This window comes from Photobacterium alginatilyticum (genome assembly GCF_009910675.1).
Classification (GTDB): domain Bacteria; phylum Pseudomonadota; class Gammaproteobacteria; order Enterobacterales; family Vibrionaceae; genus Photobacterium; species Photobacterium alginatilyticum.
On record NZ_RSEJ01000002.1, the window covers coordinates 330,874 to 351,843 of the forward strand.

The following is a 20,970-nucleotide window of genomic DNA, read 5'->3' on the forward strand; positions in this document are numbered from 1 at the left end:
ATTTCTTTAAATTATGATCAGCTGACCTTCAATGGCCCCAGCCTGCTTAAGTGCCTGCAAGATAGCCATCAGATCAGAGGGGGCGGCACCGACCTGGTTCACCGCACGTACCAGCTCATCCAGGGTGATCCCCGGCTCAAACTTGAACATTCGTGAATCTTCCTCGGTGACTTCAATATCAGAGTTCGGAACGACAACCGTATTACCGCCAGACAGACCGTTAGGCTGGCTGACAGAATAGTTTTCCTTAATCGATACGGTCATACCGCCATGGGTGATAGCTGCAGGCTTGAGCTTCACGTTCTGGCCGACCACAATCGTACCGGTGCGCGAGTTAACGATGATTTTCGCCGCGCCTTCCGCCGGATCAAATTCAATGTTTTCGATGGTCGATAGGAATGCCACTCGCTGGCTCACATCTCGCGGCGCACGGACACGGACAGACGTGGCATCTACTGCTGCCGCCATCTGCGGGCCGAGAAACTGGTTAACAGCATCTGCCATACGCTGTGCCGTGGTAAAGTCGGACTCAAACAGGTTAAAGGTCAGAAAATCACCACGACCAAACGGGTTAGGCACTTCCTGTTCAACCATCGCACCGTTGGAAATACGTCCCACTGTCGGCGTGTTTCCCACCACTTTAGACCCATCGGCCCCCGTGGCACTGAATCCGCCAACAACCAGGCTCCCCTGCGCAATGGCGTAGATTTTGCCGTCCAAACCCTTGAGGAAAGTTTGCAGCAATGTACCGCCGCGCAGGCTTTTCGCCGAACCGATTGATGAAACAGTAATATCAATCGTCTGGCCTTGTTTGGTAAACGGCGGCAAGGTTGCGTTCACGGCAACGGCAGCCACGTTCTTTGTCTTCGGCTTGGTGCCCGCCGGCAACTGAATTCCAAAGTTTTGCAGCATGGCATTGAAGCTCTGGTCGGTAAACGGCGTCGTCTCCCCCGTTCCCGGCAAGCCGACAACCAGACCATAGCCAACCAATTGGTTGCTCCGGACCCCGGCGACTTCCGATACATCTTTAATTCGTGCCGCCTGAGACGGTAATGCCAACAGCAGCATCAGGCCCATGCAAATACTCTGGAATTTCACTTCAGTGCTCCGTAATGTCACTTATTGTTCAAACAAACTCGCGCTAAATACTGACGTTAAAGAAGCGGGCCAACCAGCCCTGTTCCTGAACGTCCTGACGCTCTCCGGTGCCAGAATACTGAATACGGGCATTGGCAATTCGGGTTGAGGCAATCGTATTTTCCTGGCTGATATCGTCCGGGCGAACTGTACCACTGACCCGGATGTATTCATCACCGGTATTGAGCGTCAGCCATTTCTCGCCACGAACCAGCAGGTTACCGTTGGCAAGCACATCAATCACTTCAACCGAGATGGAACCCTTGATGCTGTTGCTCTGATCGGCAGAGGTACTGCCGGCAAACTTGTTGGCGTTGCTCACCTCGTAAGACAAGTTACGCTCGCCAAGCTTGATTTCCTGACCGCCAAGTGCCAGTGGATCCATCGACAAGTCCGTCGATTTATCTAAATCCGAGCTGGCACTCTTCTTCGCCTGTGTCTTCTCTTCCAGCAGCACGGTGACTATATCGCCAATACCACGCGGCTTGGTATCATCATAGAGATCCTGAGCCCCAGTTACATTGAACAGCGAGCCTGTCGCCGTCGCATAATGTTCGGGTTTCTCCTGAGGTCGAATGCTTGCCCAGGCAGGATCACCGGCCTGCGGATCTTCGCGGCGGCGCAGCATGTCAATCAGGCCACCACCCTGCTCTGTTGATCCCTCAACCGCATCCACCGACGTCGTCGCTTGTGCAATATCGGACTCTTCCATCTGCAGCTGCGAGCACCCCGACAGAATGACAGCCAATGCGATAATGAGCTTTTTCATCACGGTATTAACTCCCTGTTATAACTGCTGGTTAACGTAGCTCAGCATCTGGTCGACGGTTGAAATGACTTTCGAGTTCATTTCATACACGCGCTGCGCTTCAATCATATTGACCAGCTCTTCCGTCACGTTTACGTTCGAGGTTTCCAGCATCGACTGGCGAACCGAACCCAACCCGTCCAGACCCGGTACCCCTTCCTGGGCATCGCCGCTGGCACCAGTTGGTAAGAACAAGTTCTGACCAATAGGTTCAAGGCCACCCGGGTTGATAAAATCAACCGTCGTGATCTGGCCCAGCACCTGATTCTCCTGCTGGCCTCGAATACGGGCAGACACCTCACCATCCGTACCAACAGTTATCCCAACCGCATCTTCCGGTACAACAATCTCAGGCTGCAAGACATAGCCCGAGCCGGTGGTCACCAGCTGGCCTTCACCGTTGATAGTAAACTGGCCATTACGGGTATAACCCATGTTGCCGTCAGGCAGGAGGATCTGGAAGAAACCGTCTCCCTCGATCATCATGTCCATTGCATTGTTGGTTGTCTGGGTATTTCCCTGGGTAAAGACCTTCTGCGTCGCGACCACTTTCGAACCAGCGCCCAGCATCAGACCCGACGGCAATTCAGTATCCTGAGTTGACTGGCCGCCCGGCTGGTTGATGTTCTGGTAGAACAAATCTTCAAAGACGGCCCGGCTTTTCTTGAAGCCGACCGTCGAGGCGTTCGCAAGGTTATTCGAAATGGTCGAGATATTTGTCTGCTGAGCGTCAAGACCGGTTTTACTTACCCATAAAGCTGGATGCATGTTCTATTCCTTATTATCGGTTAGCCTAAACGCAGCAGTGAAGATGATGCCGCATCCATTTCTTCTGCTGTTTTCATTAATTTGACCTGCATTTCGAAGTGACGCTGCAAGTCAATCATGCTGGTCATTTCGCCGACTGCGTTAACGTTGCTGCCTTCAAGTGCTCCGTTAAGCAGGGTCACGCCGGCATCGGCATCGAAGACTTCACCGGGGTTCTTTGATTTGAACAAACCATTGACATCTTTATACATATCACGGTTATCCGGGCGAACCAGCTTAAGGCGGTCGACGGTTTCCATCGCTTCCGGCGGCGCCCCCTGAGGAAGCACGGAAATGGTGCCATCTTTGCCGATCTCAATTTTACTGATTGGAAGAGGAATAAAGATCGGGCCGCCATTTTCGCCCAACATCAGGTTGCCATTGCTGTTTTGCAGCATACCTGTCTGGTCGATTTTCAAATGGCCTGCACGGGTGTAGGCCTCCTGGCCGGAAGGATCCATCACAGCCAACCAGCCATCTCCCTCGACAGTGACATCCAGATCACGCCCGGTTGTCATGACTGAGCCCTGGGAAAAGTCCTGTCCCGGACGCTCAGTCATCGCAAAAACGCGAGACGGCAACCCTTCACCGTATGCCTGCATGCTACGAGCCTGCTCGAGATCGGCACGAAAACCGGTTGTTCTCACGTTGGCTAGGTTGTTGGCATGTAGTTGCATGCCATACATATCCTGTTTGGCACCACTCATGGCTAAATACAGTGAACGATCCATTATTGACTCTCCAATCACAATCTAGTGAATGTTAAGCAATAACTATGCCACCATCAAGATAGTGTAATAAATCAACGAATTGAGGATTTTCGCCCGGAACAGGGACAAAGAAGGGACAATTTTATGACGGACAAGGACAAGATTTGCCGCTTTATCGACACAAGGTCAATAAAGCGGCAATGATATTATGCGTCGCCAGCCTCTCTTGCTTATCGGATCTGCAAGATTGTCTGCTGAAGCTGGTTATCCACTTCCAGCGCACGGGAGTTCGCCTGGAAGTTACGCTGGGCAGTAATCAAATCCACCAGCTCCTGAGTCATGTCGATATTTGACTGCTCAAGGGTACCGCTCTTGATACCACCGAATGCCCCCTGGCTGGCCTCACCCCAGATAGCCGCGCCAGAATCCTGGCTCGTTACCCACTGGGTACCGCCTTTTGATACCAGGCCCTGTTCGTTTGGCACACGTACCATGCCGACGCGCCCTAACGTCACGTTCTCACCGTTACTGTATGTCGCGACAATCGACCCCTTGGCATCGATGTCAACTTTTGCCAGAAAGCCGGTGGTTGCGCCATCTTCGCTAAAACGACGGATCTCAAACGGAGCGGCATACTGAGTCGGGTCTTCAAACTGAATGTTCAGCTTCTGCGTCTCGCTTGCACCGTTCATATCAAGCCCGGCACCAGCAGCACCCAGCTCCTCGGTCTGAATCGGGTTACCGTTGTTGACCGACTTAACTGAGCCATCAGTATTGAACTCAACGTAGTGACCCTGGTGACCACCGGCCAGCGGACCGTTTGCATCACCAGAGGCAACCTCACCATCTCCTTCCGGTGTCAGGTTGACATCCACTGCTTTTTCACCGGAGCCATCCGTCACGGTGTAGTACACCGCCCAGCGGTTCTCGGCACCGTCTGCTGCCCCAGCACCTGCTGCACCATCAGCAGCCGGATCGGCTGGAATCGGGTTACCATCGGCATCAACGGCAGGTGCAGCCCCACCCGTACCACCATTGTCTTTGACATAATAGGTGGTCATCTTATAAGGCTGACCCAATGAGTCGTACATGGTCAGCGAGGTTGACTTGTTATAGGTGCTCGGATCACTGAAATCGAACTCGCTCGGGTTTTTCGCCTCAGCCGAGGCCGGCAGGTTCACGCCGATTTCGATATTCTCTGATTCTTTCGGCTGGCCAAATTGATCCGGCACTTTCATTGCCTGAGATTCATAGGAGGTCACCTGATCGGTTTCCTGATCAACCTTATAACCCAGCAGGTACTGGCCTTCCGAGTTGACAATGTTATTGTCTTTGTTCAGGTGGAAAGCACCGTTACGGGTCAGGCTGTTGTTCTGAGGCTGTAGCTTGTCATCGGCAACCGCAAAAAAACCACTGCCCGAAATCCGCAGATCCATCGGGTTGTTGGTATAAATACTGGAACCTTCGTGAAATTGCTGGGCAACCACCGACGTCTGTACACCGCCACCGGTTGTGGTCTTGGCATTCGAAAACACCGAGCTTGAATACACATCACCAAACTCGGCTCGCGACTCTTTAAAGCCGAAGGTATTCGAGTTGGCAATGTTGTTACTGGTGGTATTCAGGTCTTTCTGTGATGCCCCAATACCACTTAGTGAAATATTAAATCCCATGTTATGAATCTCCTAAGACCTGTTATACCTTACCGACTTCAAGTACTTCGGCAAGTTTGAATGGCGAGTCAAAGCCCGCAAGGTTAAGCATGACATTGCCATCACCATTACCAAGCAACACACTGTTTACATTTGCATAGGTAGACACATCAAATTCCCGGCTTTCACCATCAACCAGCCCGGCAACTTTTAGCTGATAGCGACCTTCCGGCAAGGCATTGCCACTTTCATCGGTGCCGTCCCACTCAAGGCGGTGCTCGCCCGGCGGTTTAGCGCCCAAATCGAAGGTTTTAATTAACTGGCCCTGCTCGTTTTCGACCCTGACCATCATATTATCCAGCGCCTGAGGCAACCTAACCATGCCGGCCATGCCACCTTCAGCCTGCTTCACCCCAGTCGAGCTAGGGATGAGTACATCACGGCCAACCAGTGAGGATGCCTGCAGCGCCTGGTTTGAGGTCATGGCAGAGTTCAGGCTGCCAAACTGCTCATTCATCTGGTTGATCCCGTCAACCGTGGCAAACGATGCCATCTGGGCAATCATCTGATCATTGCCAACCGGTTTGAACGGGTCTTGCTGGGCAAGCTGCTTGGTCAGCAACGAGAGAAAATCTTCCTGCTTCAGTTCATTCTGACCAGTAGTAATTTTCTGATCTTCCTGAAGCTTTTTCTCTTGCATCCCCTTGAGCTGATCAAGGTAGGACAAGTTGCTTTGACCTGCGCCGTTAATACTGGTCATAACAGTTACTCCTTACCCTTATTTACCCATCTGCAATGTGCTCATTAGCATCTGCTTGCTGGCATCTGCTACCTGGACATTGCTCTGATAGGAACGAGAAGCTGAAATCATGTTGGCCATTTCTTCCATAACGTTGACATTCGGCTTGTAGATATACCCTTCAGCATTCGCCATCGGGTGCTGCGGATTATATTCGGCACGTAGCGGCTTCTGGCTTTCAACAATGCCTTTTACCTGCACCGGCACGCTTTCATCACGCTGATAGCTGGCATTCTGCAGCGCTGCTGCAAAAATCGGGTGCCGAGCCTTATAGGTTTCTTCTGCAGAACTACTGACACTGTTGGCATTGGCCAGGTTACTGGACGTCGTGTTCAGACGAACAGACTCTGCACTCATCGCCGACCCTGTGACATTAAAAACGTTAAACAAACTCATTTATTATTCTCCTTTTAATGCCTTGCTCAGGTTCTTAAACTTGGAGCCCAGAAAGTCGAGCGATGCCTGGTATTCCAGTGAGTTCTGCATAAACATGTTTTGCTCAAGCTGTGCATCTACCGTATTGCCGTCGCCGGTATCCGGTTGATTGGGTACACGGTACTTTTGCTCGCCCATTATTTTGGTGGAGGCAGATATATGCCGACCATCAGTACGGCTCAGGCCAATCTTTGCCTCTGATGTTGCCGCATTCAATGCACGCTGAAAGTCAATATCTTTTGCTTTGTAGCCTGGGGTATTGGCATTGGCAATGTTGCTGGCCAGTGTTTCCGCGCGTTTGGCACGCACGCCAACCGTGTGCTGGTGAATACCTAATGCTTTATCAAAAGAGATGGACATAGCTGCCTCCAAAAATCGTTATTGATATAGAAGCAAATGGTGTGCCAAGTTTGAATAATGGTGAGTTTGGAAGGTAAGTATCGAGGAACTAGGATGTTCCTCGATAAAGTTGGGGTTCTGGAGCCTGCTTATTCTTGAATCTATTTTAGCTTGTAAATTATTCCCGGGTTACAGCGGATCATCTCAAACTTGTCGGTCAAGCCGGTCAGTGACTCAGATGCCCCCAACAGCAGGTAACCGCCCGGATTTAAGCTGGCAGCCATTTGGTTCAGTACTTTCGCCTTCATCTCCGGCGAAAAGTAAATCAATACGTTGCGACAGAAAATCACATCGAATTTACCCAGTAGCGCATAACTGTCTTTCAGGTTCTGCGGCCGGAAGTTCACCATCCGCTTCACCTTATCGTTGACCTTCATTCGGCCGTCACCGTTATTTTCGAAGAAAACACGGCGGCGATCCGGGGAAAGTCCACGGCTCAATGCCAGATTGTCATATACCCCGGCACGACAGGTATCCAGCATCGTCTGCGAAATATCTGTCGCCGTGATTTGAACACCGCCAGCAATCATGCCTGGGCGTCGATTTTGGGTTTCCAGCACCGTCATCGCGATCGAATACGGTTCCTGCCCGGAAGAACTTGCCGATGACCAGATTTTGATCGGGCGCTTGTTGGCAGCAAGCTCCGGCAAAATTTTATCCCCCAGCACCGCATACGGATAGGTATCGCGGAACCACAACGTCTCGTTGGTCGTCATGGCATCTACGGCTGCAACACGCAACTCCCGGTTACGGCCACTGATCACAACTTGCAATAACTCGGAAAGAGATGATAGCGAAAATCGGCTGACCAATGGACTCAGGCGGCTACGAACCAAGTATTGCTTACTGTCGCCAAGTACAATGCCGCATTGCGCTTCTAAAAAACGGCAAAAATCGCGGTATTCCTGGTCTTTAATTGTTATAGCTGTCATCTACTACTCTTTAATTAGATTATTCCGGCATAGCGGCCTTCACCGCAGCCCCCAGCTCATCCGGGTTAAACTTAGGAATGAAAGCATTCGCACCTACACGCTCAACCATGGCCTGGTTAAATACCCCACTCAATGAGGTGTGCAGGATAACATGTAAATCCTTTAGGTTGGCATCATTACGAATTTCTGCCGTTAGGGTATAGCCATCCATTTCCGGCATTTCAATATCTGAAATCACCAGCGCAAGCTGATCATAGATACTCTCGTCTTTGGCCATAGTCCGGAGCTTCTCAATAGCTTCCTTACCATCCTGAACCAGCACACACTCGCAGCCGATCGCTTCAATCGCTCGCTGGATCTGTTTACGTGCAACGCTGGAGTCATCAGCAACAAGTACACGACGAACAACCGGTGTATTATCAACCAGCTCCTCAAGAACCGTACCGCTAATATCGGTATCAACCGGTGAGATCTCATCGAGGATTTTCTCAACATCCAAGATTTCAACCAGCTCATTGTCAATTTCAGTCACTGCTGTCAGGTAGTTTTCCTTGCCCGCCCCTTTTGGCGGCGGCAAAATTGACTCCCAGTTCATGTTAATGATGCGCTCAACGGATGATACCAGGAAGCCCTGGATCGAACGGTTAAATTCCGAAATGATCACAAAACAGTTGTCCAGATCATCAATCGGACGGCCACCGGTTGCCAGGCTCATATCAATAACAGAAATAGTTTGTCCGCGAATATGGGCAATACCCTTTACCAACGGGTGCAGGTTAGGCATTGTTGTCAGTTTCGGGCACTGAAGCACCTCTTTGACCTTAAATACATTTATCCCATAGCGCTGACGCCGGTTTAACCGAAAGGTTAGCAGTTCCAAACGGTTTTGGCCGACTAGCTGGGTGCGCTGATTCACTGAATCAAGTATCCCCGACATAAGGTGACTCCATGTTATGCGTTTTTATTTCTATACGTGTTAAATGAGAATTCTCATTGCAAATCACATATGATGAGCTGAGGCTAATTGTAGCCCCTTAGACCTTGCATTAAAGAGTAAAAACCGTGACCCAAAGAACACATTTAACACTCTTAACCATTTTTTTCGGCCTACTGGCATTTTTCTTTAGCACTTTTGTGTCATCAGCACCACAAAATAGCTTAGATATGGTACAGCATACCGCGGAAGAATATGTCAAAACAATTGTCAAATCCCCCCCTAAAGGCCAACTCACTGTTAAGGCTGCACATTTAGATTCCCGACTAAAACTGAGCGCCTGTTCCGAGCCGCTTAAGACATCTGTGCCAGGCAAGCAATCCCTGACGGGCAATATCACGGTACTGGTCAGTTGCAGCACCGAAGGCTGGCAGGTCTATGTCCCTGTTCGGGTCAAGCAGCTCCTTCCCCGGGTTGTCGCCGCCAAGCCACTGGCCCGTGGCGCCGTATTGTCAGCCTCCGACCTGATGGTACAAATGATCGAGACCCGGTTTCAGCGCGGGGTGGTTTTCGAGCACCCACAACAAATCATTGGCTCTAAAGTAAAGCGAAATGTTAACATGGGAGACGCCATACAGGGCAATGATATCTGCCTTGTTTGTCGAAATGATGCCGTCCTTATCAAGGCAGGTCGCAGCGGGCTTGATATTGTTACCAAAGGGACTGCACTGTCCGACGGCTCGCTCGGAGAGCAAATACGGGTACAAAATGCCAAGTCAAAGCGTGTTGTCGATGGTATTATCACCGGCGTCGGTGAAGTCACCGTAAACTTTTAATTAAATGCTAAAGTTATTACAGACCCTGCCGAAGTAATGGCTGTCTCTAGTAAATTGTGCAAAGGCTTTTTTTATGGCAAGTATTGATCAGCTACGCTCCGGTCATCCAATGACCACAGCACGCAGCAATCATGGCAACGTATCAGGATCGACATCAGGGGCTGCAAAAAGTCAGCAATCTGTGCCAAGTGGACCAAAAGATGCCGTTTCGCTCAGCTCTCAGGGCAAGGCGGTCGGACAGATCCACCAGCAACTCGCGGCTGAACCAAGTTTTGACAGTGCCAAGGTTGCGGCAATCAAAGATGCGATTTCCAATGGTTCCTATGTCGTCGATGCCGACAAGCTAGCATCGAACATGATGAAATTTGAAGATGAGCTTCGTGGCCTCTAGCGCCTGCTCGACATTATGATACTCAGAGAGAACTAGATGGCCCAAACTATTGAACAGTTACTAGAGTTGCAACTAGCGACATTGGAGTCACTCTCTCGCCTGCTTGAACAAGAAAAAGCAGCCATTGTCGAGCGAAAAGCGGCCGATATCGCCAAACTTGCCAATGATAAACTTGCTCTGCTGAACAAAGTACAGCAACAGGATCACCAGATCTCTACCCACACCCATCGCCAGCTAATCGTTGATAATCAGGAATTTGCAGAAAAAGTCGAGTCGATAAAAGCGACAGTCAGCCGCTGCAAGGAAATCAACGAGGTCAATGGCGAAGCCCTTCAACGTGCCCAGCTTAGCTTTCATAAGTTAAATAACCTATTCCAACAAAGCCGCGGCAAACAGCAGATGACCTATACCAGTGAAGGCGTGGCACAAAACATCCGTTCATTGGGAACCAATATCAAGGCATAAGAGAGCCAATATCAAGGGCCCCAACACCAAGCTAGATTCATCCTATCTCTGTTACTGTCAGTGTCTTACAGCGGATACCCTCCAGCCACTCTCCCCTTCAAAATACCAATCTACATAAGCATCTAATCATTCTTGCTAATGACAATCGCTTTTACAGCGTTAAGTTTTTTGTAATTAGAGCAACTAGTTATCCAGGCTGGTATGACAACAAAGTGCACTCGCTACGAGTACACCTGTTGTTCAAAGTTATTAAAATAGGAATACTGCTCTAAGTGCTGTTAGAACATGGTCTCTTGATTGGTAGGAACATGGAAGACTTCGCCATGTTTTTTCATCTTGTCCATTTTGCGCAGGTCCAGCTGCATCTCAGTCACAAAGCTGTCTCCGACAGGATAGCTCCGGATCACCTCGGCACCTCGGATAATGCCATCTACTGCACCATCGGTGTTTTCCACACCAAGTTGCTGATCTTCAAGCTCCGCACGGGCACTTATACGCATACCGTAAACTTGCTCAGTCAGTTCGCGGTAGGCATCAATCTTCGATGCACGCATTGCCCGAACACGCTTTTCTTCAATCGTGCGGCCACGCTGCTCGCTGATAGAGGCATAGCCGACGGAAGTGATCAGATCATCATTACGGATCTCTGTTAAAGGCTGACAGCCCGCCAACGCCATGAAAACTAGCAGAAACCAGTAACGCATAACAACTCCTAAGGTTTTAAGACTACAGTATTGCGGTCGAATGTATTCACTTCGTTGCGAATAATAACGCCATTCTGGATCCGCATTTTATTCAAAGTATCTAGGTCACGTCCAATTCTATCGGCCGGAAGGAAACCTTGCGCCGACGCAATCACAACCCGCGAACGCATACCAATGATCCTGGCATTAACCAGTACCCCCGCCCCTTGCCGTAACATCGTTCCTGTCAGTACGTAGTCAACCGGCTGTTCACCGGCCAGTTCCCGCCAGTTGCGACTGATAGCAAAATCACCATCAGCAGTAACCTTGATCGCTCCTGTCGCTTTGTAATCAACAACGGTATAACCGCGCTGTTGCATTTGGAACATGAAACCTTCCGTTACGGAGTTGCCCAACCAGTTGGTTTCATTCATTTCCTGCAAGTCAACAAATGATGTCACAGCCAGTGGCGTCTTTGCCGTCAGGTACTGGTTCGATGATACCAACTGCTCAGTCAGCCCCTCGATAAAGAAATCCATCGTATGACGTGGCGTTTCCTTTAACAGAAAAGAGCTTCCCATATAGGGCTCTTTACCGTTATATATCGGAGAATAAGAGCAAGATACAGTCATCGCTGCCAGTATCAGGACTATCCATTTTTTCATTCTTGCCAGCTCCGGATGAAAATAGACTTGTAGCCTGTTATCGTTCGTATAAAGAAAAACTTTACTCGTTATTATCTCGCCATTTCAAAAAGTGCTATCAGGAACACTCTTTGCATGGATGTTCCAAACCTAATTAAAGAAACGGCAATTTTCTTTAGCTAATCACTGAGAAAGCAATTTTCATACCGAAGTTGAAATATGAATAAAAAAATTATTAACACCTTGAGTAGCCTATGTCTTATCGCCGCATTTCAGCTTAATGCCGCCTGGCTTGAGGTCACAGGCTCTGCCGTTATGCTTGAAAGTGAAAAGACAGCCAGAACCAATGCGCTGGAAGATGCCGTTTATCAGGCGATAGGGTATGCTGGTGCCGACCTTGCCAGCTTCCCGAAACTTAAGCCTTTCCTGGCCTCTGTCCGTGACGAGTACCAGTTTAGCGGTAATGAAGTACGCCATGTCATGGTGACGGAAACTCGTAAGAAAAGCGGCAAATATTACCTGACGGCACGTATCGACGTTTACCCATCGGCAAATACTTGCCACAAAATCCAATATAAAAAAGGTGTACTGCTAGGTAGCTTTGATATTGTCTCGCCTCAGCACGCCGCGATGGGGGGGGTCTATCAGCTCGGCAACGATTTTTCGTTAATGCTAAAGCGCCAAATTGAGCGGAAATCACAGAGTTTTGTGGTTTCCGGGCTCACTCGCGTACCGGTAAATGCCGGGCAACCTGCTGCGATGATGATGCTGGCCGAAGACAATGACGCCCAATATATTATCAACGGTCAAATAACTGACCTGACATCGACCCTGGATCAAAAACTGCTCCAGAGCGATAAGATAAACCGTCAATTTGCTGCCACTCTCAAGATAATGGATGGTAAAACCGGTGAAGTGCTGATGCAAAATAACTATCGTGAAATTGCCGAGTGGCCATTCTCCCGTGTCAGCCAGGTCGATACCCAGAGTGCCCGTTTTTGGCAATCGAGCTATGGTCAGGCAGTACAACGGGTAAGTCGCAACATGATGCTGGATCTCGAAAGTGCCCTTTCATGCCGAACAAGCCTGCCTGAAGTCGTGAACGTCTACGGAAACAAGATTCAAATCAATATTGGCCGTATTCATGGGGTAAAACGCGGCGATCAGCTGAAGCTTTGGCACAGCGCAGGCTTTATTGATCAACAGGGTATCCCGCGCAATCGAATGGTTCAGACGGACATTACCCTGACGGTAGATCGCGTATACGAAAAATCGACCGAGCTTTCCGTCGAGCAAGCAGATCTGGCGAGCAGCATTCAACCTGGTGATTTACTGACCAAGCAGCTGCCTCGTTAACACTAATTGCTTAAAATCAGTAATATTTTAGGTATAATGGCAATTCAAGTATGACTTGATGCTCCCTTAGCTCAGCTGGATAGAGCGTCCCCCTCCTAAGGGGAAGGCCGCAGGTTCGACTCCTGCAGGGAGCGCCATTTCCCTTCTTATTATTCGCTTACTCCCTTCTGAAAATCACACTATCTGATTAGCACATCGAATGCTTGCCTAGACCCAGTACTACTTCCTCGTTAAAGCCGATTTCTGACTGGATTTAGTTACTGGTAAGTAATAATTAAGGGATAAAGTTCAGTTGGATGGAAAATGGTTGCGATTGATTGCTCTAAATAGCAAAAAACCCCGCTGCAAGGCGAGGTTTTTAATTGCCGCGCTACCCTAAGGTGCCCGACAGAAAATTTGGTGGAGCTATGCGGGATCGAACCGCAGACCTCTTCGCTGCCAGCGAAGCGCTCTCCCAGCTGAGCTATAACCCCAAATCGTGGAGCTGATAATAAAAACTTAATGAATTCATGTCAATAGAATAAAAGCGAATGTGTAATCAACGAGACAAAAATGTTATGCGGATCACACTTTCAATTTACTGGTCGACCAGATTAATATACACCGGTGCCAGAAAACTGATCTATTGGCGTATAAAAAAGCGGAAGCACAGAGGCTTCCGCTTTTAGCCGTCATGACAACAAACAGAGATGCTTATGCGTTCGCTTCACGCTCAGCGATGAATGCCAGTGCCATATTAATACGTGCAGCGACACGATCTTTGCCGACAAGCTGCATCACCGCGTCAACAGACGGCGACTGGCCCTGACCAGTTACGGCAACACGCAGCGGCATACCGACCTTACCCATACCAACTTCAAGCTCCTCACAGGTTTCTTTGATCACGCTGTGTAGGTTTTCAGTTGTCCACTCAGCCAGCGCTTCTACTTTCGACAGCGCAAGAGCCAGTGCATCCTTGGCTACCGGGCGTAAGTGCTTCTTCGCCGCGCCCGCTTCAAACTCGTTGAAATCCTGATAGAAGTAACGAGACTGTTCGGCAAGTTCAATCAGCGTATTGCAACGCTCACCCACCAATGCAATGACATCGGTAATCGCCGGGCCATTGGCAGTATCGATTTCTTTCTGATCAAGATGCCATTGCAGGTACTTAGCCACATACTCCGGCTTAGCCGTCTTAATGTAGTGGTTGTTTAGCCACAATAGCTTGTCAGTGTTGAATGCAGAGGCTGACTTGCTGATTGAATCCAGGCTGAACAGCTTGATCATCTCTTCCAGAGAGAAAATCTCCTGATCGCCATGAGACCACCCCAGACGCACCAAGTAGTTAAGCAGTGCCTGAGGCAAATAACCCTCATCACGGTATTGCATCACGCTAACGGCACCATGACGCTTGGACAGTTTCGCGCCGTCATCACCAAGGATCATTGCACAGTGTGCGAACTCAGGTACCGGCGCACCAAGTGCTTTGTAGATGTTGATCTGACGTGGCGTGTTATTGATATGATCTTCACCACGAACAACCTGAGTGATCCCCATATCCCAGTCATCAACCACTACGCAGAAGTTGTAAGTCGGGCTGCCGTCGGTACGGCGAATGATCAGATCATCAAGCTCGCTGTTTGCGATTTCAATACGGCCACGAACATGATCATCAAAAACAACCGTGCCTTCTTTCGGGTTGCGGAAACGGATCACATACGGAGATTCTTCGGTCGCTGCACCGTTTGCTGCAACCACCTTAGGGTGGCCGGCATCATAGCGAGGCTTCAGGCCCGCAGCCATCTGTTCTTCACGCAGTTCATCAAGCAACTCTTTCGGGCAGTAGCACTTGTAGGCCTTGTCTTCGGCAAGCAGCTGATCGATAAGCTGGTTGTAACGATCAAAACGTTTTGTCTGGTAATGAGGACCTTCATCCCAGTTCAAACCTAGCCACTCCATACCTTCAAGAATGGCATCAATCGCTTCCTGTGTAGAGCGCTCAAGGTCAGTATCTTCAATACGAAGAACAAATTCGCCACCCATGTGTTTTGCGAATAACCAAGAATATAGAGCTGTACGAGCACCACCTACGTGCAAAAAGCCTGTCGGGCTAGGTGCAAAGCGAGTTTTAACCGTCATCTGTAAATACCTAAATGAGATAGAAGAGCCAGGCAGCCGCTTAGGGCTGCCTGACGAAAATTGGCTGCTATTTTAGCACTGTGAACCAATTGTACAAATATATCAAAGCGGGAAGCATCAGTGGCGGGTAAGGAAGACGGGGAAGTCGCTTGTCAGCGCGCATGCTTTCAAGCGACCCGACACACTAGAAAACTGTTTTGCCACCTTTTTGCAGACAAATATGGTGTGGTACCCGCTCTTCTTTAACACCGTTGTCAGTATCAATAACACAACGATAAATTGGCATCGCAGGCGCCCCGCCGGCATTATTGCTTGCAATCGCAAGGTGTGAGGAAAGTGACATCATCAGAACAAGACTAGCTGCAAGTAACGTTTTCATACACCCTCTCATCAGTGTGAACAAATCACCGTTGATTATAGGACAGCGGATAATTTACAAAATCCGCCCGAATTATTTTTTGAAATAAAGAAATAATTCATCTCACATCTGAAACGTCTTGCCCGCGTTTATTACAAGAAAGCCGGGCATAGTGCCCGGCCAAACCAAAAGAGACTGCTAACTACTCGCGTTATTTAACCGTAAACGGAATAGTCAGTGTCACCTTGATATCAGACTCGTCCTGGAACAAGTTCGTGTATGGCGCCCAGTTACCGGCATCGGTATCATTGATGTATTCCGTGTAATAGAAGCCAAGGTTCGCCCCTTCTAACGCTCCCCCCTGAATAGCATAGTTGGCGAACACACTGCCGGCATATTCAAACAGATCATCGACACCGTTGATATCTGAAGATGCCATACCGAACGCTCCCGAAACACCGGCACTGAACCCCTGGGCCCCCAGGTCACTAAAGTCACGTGCAACAGAAGCAAATCCAGCAAACTCACCGTCATGGTTGAAGTCTGAGCGGTTGTTCCACCACACATCATAAGTGCCGTTTGAACCACCGTATGCCGATGTCAGGCGGTAAGACATGTTTCCAACGACGCTTGAATCAAGCGACTCAGCCTCAGTATAGGTCGCTTCGGCACGAACAGAATAGGCACCATAGGATTTCGCAGACATGAAGACCAGCTGATAGGCAGTGCTGTCATATTGCTCGTCATCATCAACAACATAAAGCTGACCGGCAAGGTACCAGCCGTTGTCCAAGGTGTTGTTCACTTTAACATGGGCATTTTTACGGTCACCGTCAGTCAAACCGGCATAGGCCACATCGAGCAACAGACCATTGTTGAAGGTATAGCGGGCACCGACTGAGTAAGCATCACCGGCATCTTCACCATTGGTTGTTTGTAAGTTGTAGGTATCTTTGAACCACGGAGCTTTATACTTGGTGCCATAAACGACACCCAGTTCCAGATTATCGAATTTATAACCTATTTCACCACCGAGCCATGTACCAGCCGCATAACTCCAGTTAACACCGATAGCCGAAGGGACAGATGGCTGGAAGTAACCCAGTTTGGCGCTGCCGTCTTCACCCAACTTGAATTTGGCCGCCACTGTCTGATAGCTGATGCCATTGTCGGTACAGCTGCTATTCCACTGGCTGTTCGACTCTTCAAGCTCACCAGTCTCATCATTAGTCGTCACATTTTGACACTCGTCGATAGCCGGATTTTGATTATACGGATCATCAACGTTCCAGAAGTTCATTTCATGATCGGGAGAAGCGTTTGACCACATATCAAAGGTTGCATAGACATTTAAATCAAGGCCGACAACATCACTGGCGTATCCCGAATTGAAACCAAGGCTGGTATAGATTGAGCCGTGGTCCAAGTTTGGTGTCTTACGTGTATCTTGACCAGTGTCAGCATCATAGCCACCACGGGTACGATCACGCATCCAGAAATTAATTGCTCCGTTGATTGACGAGTCTTCAAAAAAAGCACTCGCCTGAGCAGAAGGAGCCGCGGTCACCGCCGATCCCGCCATAATTCCGACTACCACTGCGCTCAATAGTGAACGTTTGAACATGTTTTCCATGGAAATACTCCTAAAAAATAGCTGTATTTGAATGCACGCCTCAGTTGGCCGCCGAAGGCGCACGAACAAATTTTTATTGTGATTAATCTAATCACCGCTAAGGCTACCCGCTTTTTTTACAGCGTGAAGATAGAAGCAGAATTTTCATGACAGCCTTCAAATTACGGAAATATCAAAAAACATAACCCCTTACTAAACATAAACTTAAAACAAAAACATCAGAAAACATAAAGATAATTCGACATTTTGTTTTGTGCGAAATACCGCAAAAAACTTGTCGCTTTTCATTTATGAGTCACAACCGAAACAAAATTCAAAGGCGAGATTTATTCAATTTAGAACTATTTAGATTAAAGGTGTGATCAAACGCAGATACAGAAGTGATTAAAGCGTATTGCTATTCATGTTGTAGTAAGAAAAAAATAAGCAGAGTTTATGTTTAGAGATGTTTAATAGAAATAGCAATTAATAACTCTGAGTGGATGGAGAATCCATTCTCCATATAAAATAACTCAGAAGTCGGTCTTCTCTCCTTTCCCCCCTTTCACTTTGCAATAGTGCCAGGGGACAAAGATAATTTTACCTGAAGGTAATTCACAGACAGTTTGGCCAAAACCACCAGCCCTATCCGAATTACCTGCGCTGGCTGAAAATGAAGTGACGCTGGCTAACAATATTACGGGTACAACAAACTTCAATGCCTTATTCATATATAGCCCTCAAACATGACTTACATCACAATCAGTATAGGAGCTACTTGCGATCTGGCAATTTTATAGAATTATTTTTCTTAGAAAATTAAAGGCTTATATTTCATAAAGAAAAATATGTCGCATAATAAACAAAAAAAGCCAGTCATATAAATGACTGGCTTAGCTCTTTATTCAGATAATTCTATTAATAAAAGCTATATGGAATAATTACTTGGAAACGTAGGTCTGTTTCATCATAACCACCCGCTGTTTCCTGATCCGCAAACTCATCACGTACTAGGTAAGTACCGTGCAGACGAACAGTCGAGCCTTTCAAAGAACCGGTTTGTAGCGAGTATGAAACAGTACCATTCACAGCATACTCACTTTCAAATGCCGAGCCAGGTTTGCCATCTTTAGCCTCATCAGCACCAGTACCGTATCCGAAGCCTGCGTAATAGTTCCAACCATTACCTGCATCGTAGGAAACACGGTTATACCATGCAATCTCACCATCTTGGTTCCAGTCAGACAGAGCATCCCACCACTGAGACCAAGTACCATTGTTCGTACCGTATGTTTGAACAGTACGCGGCACGAACTCAGCACCATTCTTAGTGTCGGTGTAACGCAGCTCTGATGTCCATGCAATCTTGTCAAAGCTCTTATTCAGAGACAGACCAGCATGATAACCTAAACCGTCATACTGGACATCGTCATCGACACCGTAGAAATCAAATGCAAATGTTGTTGTATCATTGAAGGTATAACGCGTATAAGCTCGGAACGATGTATTGTCATTATCCTCAGGCTGTGCGTTATATAAAACATTCGTTGCCTGACCAACACCAAGAGCCAGGTATAGGTCTTCTGTCGCGTTGCCACTTAGGCCAAGTGAGTGCAAATAGGTCCAAGATGTATTTGCCCAGCCAGTTGGTTCATAGTCATCTTCATGCAAAATCCACGGCGCAGTGAACTGATCAGCACCAAAGTATGACAGAGTAAAGTCACCAATCTTGCCATTTACTTCAAATCCACGGTAAGTACCTGGTACAAAACTCCACACGTTACCGACAGTACCGTTACCACCAGACTGAAGCATACCAAATCGACCATCAACTTGATCGTTAACCTTGAATTTTAATGCCGCCTTATAGATTTTCAGCTGGTTACCTTCACCTGAACCCCAGTCAAGGTTATTACAGGTTGAAATTTCATTACAAAGATACTCACCAGTTTCATCGTTAACCGCGCTTGAGTTATATAGGTCACCAGAGAAGTAACCACCAACATCAGCACCCAACCAGCCATCATGGTAACCTGATGCAAAATCAAGGATAAGGTTGTATGAACCATAGTCAAAACGGCTCCAGACTTCGTCACCTTCCAGACCGCGGTTACGCGTACGTGTACGTGCATCGAAAATAACAGAAGCATTTAGCGCAGAGTCCTTCATGAACTCATTAACTGCCTCTACATATTTATCACCAGCAGCACTTTCAGTTGAAGCGTGTGCTGGTAGTGCCATAACACCAAACATTGCAGCTGTTAGTGCTGAAACTTTAAAAAGCTTTGAACTTTTTTCCATGGAATAACTCCTAAAAAATACTAGCTGTTTATTCGTGTCTTTATGGTTGGCCGCCGAAGACACCGAATAACTCTCCCATATGTCAGTCAAAAATCTAAATCCGACTAAATCATATTTTTTTAGTTTTCACGAACCCGTGTTTAACTTCAGCTACAAGACTACTTTTGCAGCGCAAAACATCAATAAGAACTTAATTTACTGTTTAAAAAATATGACTCAGTGCAAACTTTCCCGTTAATAGTGATCCATATCAAACCTTTTCGCACCCAAATATAAATAAAGCTAAAAACCAATCTAAAACATACACTTAAAGAACCAAATAAATATAAATGCGACCTCTCCCCAGTATTTCGATACGCGTTGCAACTGTTACATTACGAAAAAGCACAGGGTAAATATTCAACCTTCAGAAATATTTTCTATAAAAGTGGCTGATATTTTGGTAGCAGGAAAAGAGAGAAACGGAGCGATGAAAAAGGCTCGCAATTTAGATTGCGAGCCTTTGTATTTATTCGAGTTCGTTGCTTTTTTCAGGAATATAAAACAAAGAAATTATTCCTGACAACGATATTAATTAGCGATTCATAAAGTCGACAAGTGCCTGCTCATCCCATATTTCTATCCCTAGATCTTGAGCTTTGGCTAATTTCGAACCAGCCGCCTCCCCGGCAACTAGCAGATCTGTCTTCTTGGAGACACTCCCCGTTACTTTTGCTCCCAGATTCTGAAGTGCAGCTTTGGCATCAGTGCGAGTCAACTGAGAAAGAGAGCCTGTAAGAACCACCGTTTTACCATCTAACGGAAGCTCTACTCCCTCGGCGACTTTCTCAATCGCAGGCCAATGTACACCTACGGCAAGCAAATCATTAATAACAGCCAGGTTGTGCTCTTCACGGAAGAAGTTAAACAGGTGCGCGGCAACGATGTCACCCACATCAGGGACTTCTATCAGCTGCTCCTTGGTGGCCTGAGTAATAGCCTCCAAGGTCTCAAAGTGATTGGCCAGGTTTGCCGCCGTTGCCTCGCCGACTTCACGAATGCCCAGCGAATACAAGAACCTCGGCAGTGTTGTTAGCTTAGATTTCTCTAAAGAATCAACCAGATTCTGAGCCGATTTAGGGCCCATCCTGTCAAGAACTGTCACCACACCGGCCGACAGTTTAAACAGCTCCGCCGGGGTGGCAACCATTTCACGGTCCACCAGCTGTTCGATCACTTTTTCACCGCAGCCATCGACATCCAGCGCCTTGCGAGAAACGAAGTGCTTTAGGGCTTCCTTACGCTGCGCCTGACAGAACAGGCCACCGGAGCAACGGGCAACCGCTTCGCCTTCGACACGCTCGACCTTGGATTCGCACACCGGGCATTCTGTAGGGAACACAATCGGAGCGGCATCTGCCGGACGGCGTGACTCGACAACAGAGACAATCTGCGGGATCACTTCGAAGTGTCACCTTGCACTTTCTTGTTCATATAGAAATAACACTTGCAAAAACTAGCATGAATCGCATTCAATCAATATGCTTATTCTACTTGAAAGTATCAATAAGGAAGTTGAAATGATCAATCATAAGGAAAGACTCCAGTTTTTGT

Annotated in this window: 21 protein-coding genes, 2 tRNA genes and 1 pseudogene; 5 read left to right on the forward strand and 19 right to left on the reverse strand. The window is 48.0% G+C overall.

What is annotated here, in order from left to right:
• Positions 1–6: 6 nt before the first annotated feature.
• The 10 genes from EIZ48_RS03720 to EIZ48_RS03765 all read right to left on the reverse strand — a co-directional run bounded on the left by EIZ48_RS03720 (position 7) and on the right by EIZ48_RS03765 (position 8,616).
• Positions 7–1,077, reverse strand: coding sequence for a flagellar basal body P-ring protein FlgI (locus tag EIZ48_RS03720; RefSeq protein ID WP_160648785.1), 1,071 nt, complete (start codon positions 1,075–1,077; stop codon positions 7–9).
• Positions 1,078–1,141: 64 nt separating this feature from the next.
• Positions 1,142–1,906, reverse strand: coding sequence for a flagellar basal body L-ring protein FlgH (gene flgH, locus EIZ48_RS03725; protein ID WP_160648757.1), 765 nt, complete (start codon positions 1,904–1,906; stop codon positions 1,142–1,144).
• 18 nt (positions 1,907–1,924) lie between these two features.
• Entirely contained in the window at positions 1,925–2,713 is a 789-nt protein-coding gene (gene flgG / locus EIZ48_RS03730; protein ID WP_075763913.1) for a flagellar basal-body rod protein FlgG, read from the reverse strand.
• Positions 2,714–2,733: 20 nt separating this feature from the next.
• Positions 2,734–3,483, reverse strand: coding sequence for a flagellar basal-body rod protein FlgF (flgF, locus tag EIZ48_RS03735; protein ID WP_160648758.1), 750 nt, complete (start codon positions 3,481–3,483; stop codon positions 2,734–2,736).
• 209 nt (positions 3,484–3,692) lie between these two features.
• Positions 3,693–5,135 carry a flagellar hook protein FlgE gene (locus EIZ48_RS03740; RefSeq protein WP_160648759.1) on the reverse strand — a complete coding sequence of 481 codons (1,443 nt, stop codon included), beginning with the start codon at positions 5,133–5,135 and terminating at the stop codon, positions 3,693–3,695.
• 22 nt (positions 5,136–5,157) lie between these two features.
• The gene (gene flgD / locus EIZ48_RS03745) at positions 5,158–5,874 is read right to left on the reverse strand and encodes a flagellar hook assembly protein FlgD (protein WP_160648760.1); all 717 of its coding nucleotides are present in this window, start codon (positions 5,872–5,874) and stop codon (positions 5,158–5,160) included.
• Between the two features lie 18 nt (positions 5,875–5,892).
• The gene (flgC, locus tag EIZ48_RS03750; RefSeq protein ID WP_075763905.1) at positions 5,893–6,309 is read right to left on the reverse strand and encodes a flagellar basal body rod protein FlgC; all 417 of its coding nucleotides are present in this window, start codon (positions 6,307–6,309) and stop codon (positions 5,893–5,895) included.
• Between the two features lie 3 nt (positions 6,310–6,312).
• Positions 6,313–6,708: a flagellar basal body rod protein FlgB gene (gene flgB, locus EIZ48_RS03755; RefSeq protein ID WP_160648761.1), complete on the reverse strand. Its 396-nt coding sequence runs from the start codon at positions 6,706–6,708 to the stop codon at positions 6,313–6,315.
• A gap of 140 nt (positions 6,709–6,848) precedes the next feature.
• Entirely contained in the window at positions 6,849–7,679 is an 831-nt protein-coding gene (locus EIZ48_RS03760) for a CheR family methyltransferase (RefSeq protein ID WP_075763901.1), read from the reverse strand.
• 19 nt (positions 7,680–7,698) lie between these two features.
• On the reverse strand, positions 7,699–8,616 hold the full coding sequence (locus EIZ48_RS03765) for a chemotaxis protein (protein WP_160648762.1): 918 nt from the start codon (positions 8,614–8,616) through the stop codon (positions 7,699–7,701).
• 125 nt (positions 8,617–8,741) lie between these two features.
• Here EIZ48_RS03765 and flgA point away from each other — a divergent pair, with 125 nt between their 5' ends.
• The 3 genes from flgA (at position 8,742) to EIZ48_RS03780 (ending at position 10,305) form a co-directional block, all read left to right on the forward strand.
• Positions 8,742–9,449 carry a flagellar basal body P-ring formation chaperone FlgA gene (gene flgA / locus EIZ48_RS03770; RefSeq protein WP_160648763.1) on the forward strand — a complete coding sequence of 236 codons (708 nt, stop codon included), beginning with the start codon at positions 8,742–8,744 and terminating at the stop codon, positions 9,447–9,449.
• Between the two features lie 73 nt (positions 9,450–9,522).
• Positions 9,523–9,840: a flagellar biosynthesis anti-sigma factor FlgM gene (flgM, locus tag EIZ48_RS03775; protein WP_075763895.1), complete on the forward strand. Its 318-nt coding sequence runs from the start codon at positions 9,523–9,525 to the stop codon at positions 9,838–9,840.
• 36 nt (positions 9,841–9,876) lie between these two features.
• The gene (locus EIZ48_RS03780; protein ID WP_160648764.1) at positions 9,877–10,305 is read left to right on the forward strand and encodes a flagella synthesis protein FlgN; all 429 of its coding nucleotides are present in this window, start codon (positions 9,877–9,879) and stop codon (positions 10,303–10,305) included.
• A 278-nt stretch (positions 10,306–10,583) separates the two neighbouring features.
• Here the strand turns inward: EIZ48_RS03780 and EIZ48_RS03785 are convergent, their stop codons facing one another.
• Positions 10,584–11,009, reverse strand: coding sequence for an LPP20 family lipoprotein (locus tag EIZ48_RS03785; RefSeq protein ID WP_075763891.1), 426 nt, complete (start codon positions 11,007–11,009; stop codon positions 10,584–10,586).
• Positions 11,010–11,017: 8 nt separating this feature from the next.
• Positions 11,018–11,653 carry a FlgO family outer membrane protein gene (locus EIZ48_RS03790; RefSeq protein ID WP_160648765.1) on the reverse strand — a complete coding sequence of 212 codons (636 nt, stop codon included), beginning with the start codon at positions 11,651–11,653 and terminating at the stop codon, positions 11,018–11,020.
• Positions 11,654–11,851: 198 nt separating this feature from the next.
• Between EIZ48_RS03790 and EIZ48_RS03795 the strand changes: the two genes are divergently transcribed.
• Together EIZ48_RS03795 and EIZ48_RS03800 are read left to right on the forward strand one after the other, a co-directional pair.
• Positions 11,852–12,988: a flagella assembly protein FlgT gene (locus tag EIZ48_RS03795; protein ID WP_160648766.1), complete on the forward strand. Its 1,137-nt coding sequence runs from the start codon at positions 11,852–11,854 to the stop codon at positions 12,986–12,988.
• Positions 12,989–13,048: 60 nt separating this feature from the next.
• Positions 13,049–13,125 (forward strand) — tRNA-Arg (locus tag EIZ48_RS03800).
• Positions 13,126–13,385: 260 nt separating this feature from the next.
• On the opposite strand, the gene EIZ48_RS03805 is transcribed toward EIZ48_RS03800, so the two are convergent.
• The 7 genes and pseudogenes from EIZ48_RS03805 to EIZ48_RS03835 form a co-directional block, all read right to left on the reverse strand.
• Positions 13,386–13,461: transfer RNA gene (locus EIZ48_RS03805), tRNA-Ala, on the reverse strand.
• A gap of 220 nt (positions 13,462–13,681) precedes the next feature.
• The gene (gltX, locus tag EIZ48_RS03810; protein WP_160648767.1) at positions 13,682–15,106 is read right to left on the reverse strand and encodes a glutamate--tRNA ligase; all 1,425 of its coding nucleotides are present in this window, start codon (positions 15,104–15,106) and stop codon (positions 13,682–13,684) included.
• Positions 15,107–15,290: 184 nt separating this feature from the next.
• Positions 15,291–15,485, reverse strand: coding sequence for a hypothetical protein (locus tag EIZ48_RS03815; protein ID WP_160648768.1), 195 nt, complete (start codon positions 15,483–15,485; stop codon positions 15,291–15,293).
• A 190-nt stretch (positions 15,486–15,675) separates the two neighbouring features.
• Entirely contained in the window at positions 15,676–17,097 is a 1,422-nt protein-coding gene (locus EIZ48_RS03820; protein ID WP_160648769.1) for a multidrug transporter, read from the reverse strand.
• A 512-nt stretch (positions 17,098–17,609) separates the two neighbouring features.
• Complete coding sequence (locus EIZ48_RS03825) at positions 17,610–17,807, reverse strand: hypothetical protein (protein WP_160648770.1); 198 nt, start codon at positions 17,805–17,807, stop codon at positions 17,610–17,612.
• A 187-nt stretch (positions 17,808–17,994) separates the two neighbouring features.
• Positions 17,995–19,377 (reverse strand): porin, encoded by a 1,383-nt coding sequence (locus EIZ48_RS03830; protein WP_160648771.1) that lies wholly within the window; start codon positions 19,375–19,377, stop codon positions 17,995–17,997.
• A 574-nt stretch (positions 19,378–19,951) separates the two neighbouring features.
• Positions 19,952–20,821, reverse strand: a pseudogene (locus EIZ48_RS03835) (helix-hairpin-helix domain-containing protein); the annotation flags it as partial.
• Positions 20,822–20,970: the final 149 nt, after the last annotated feature.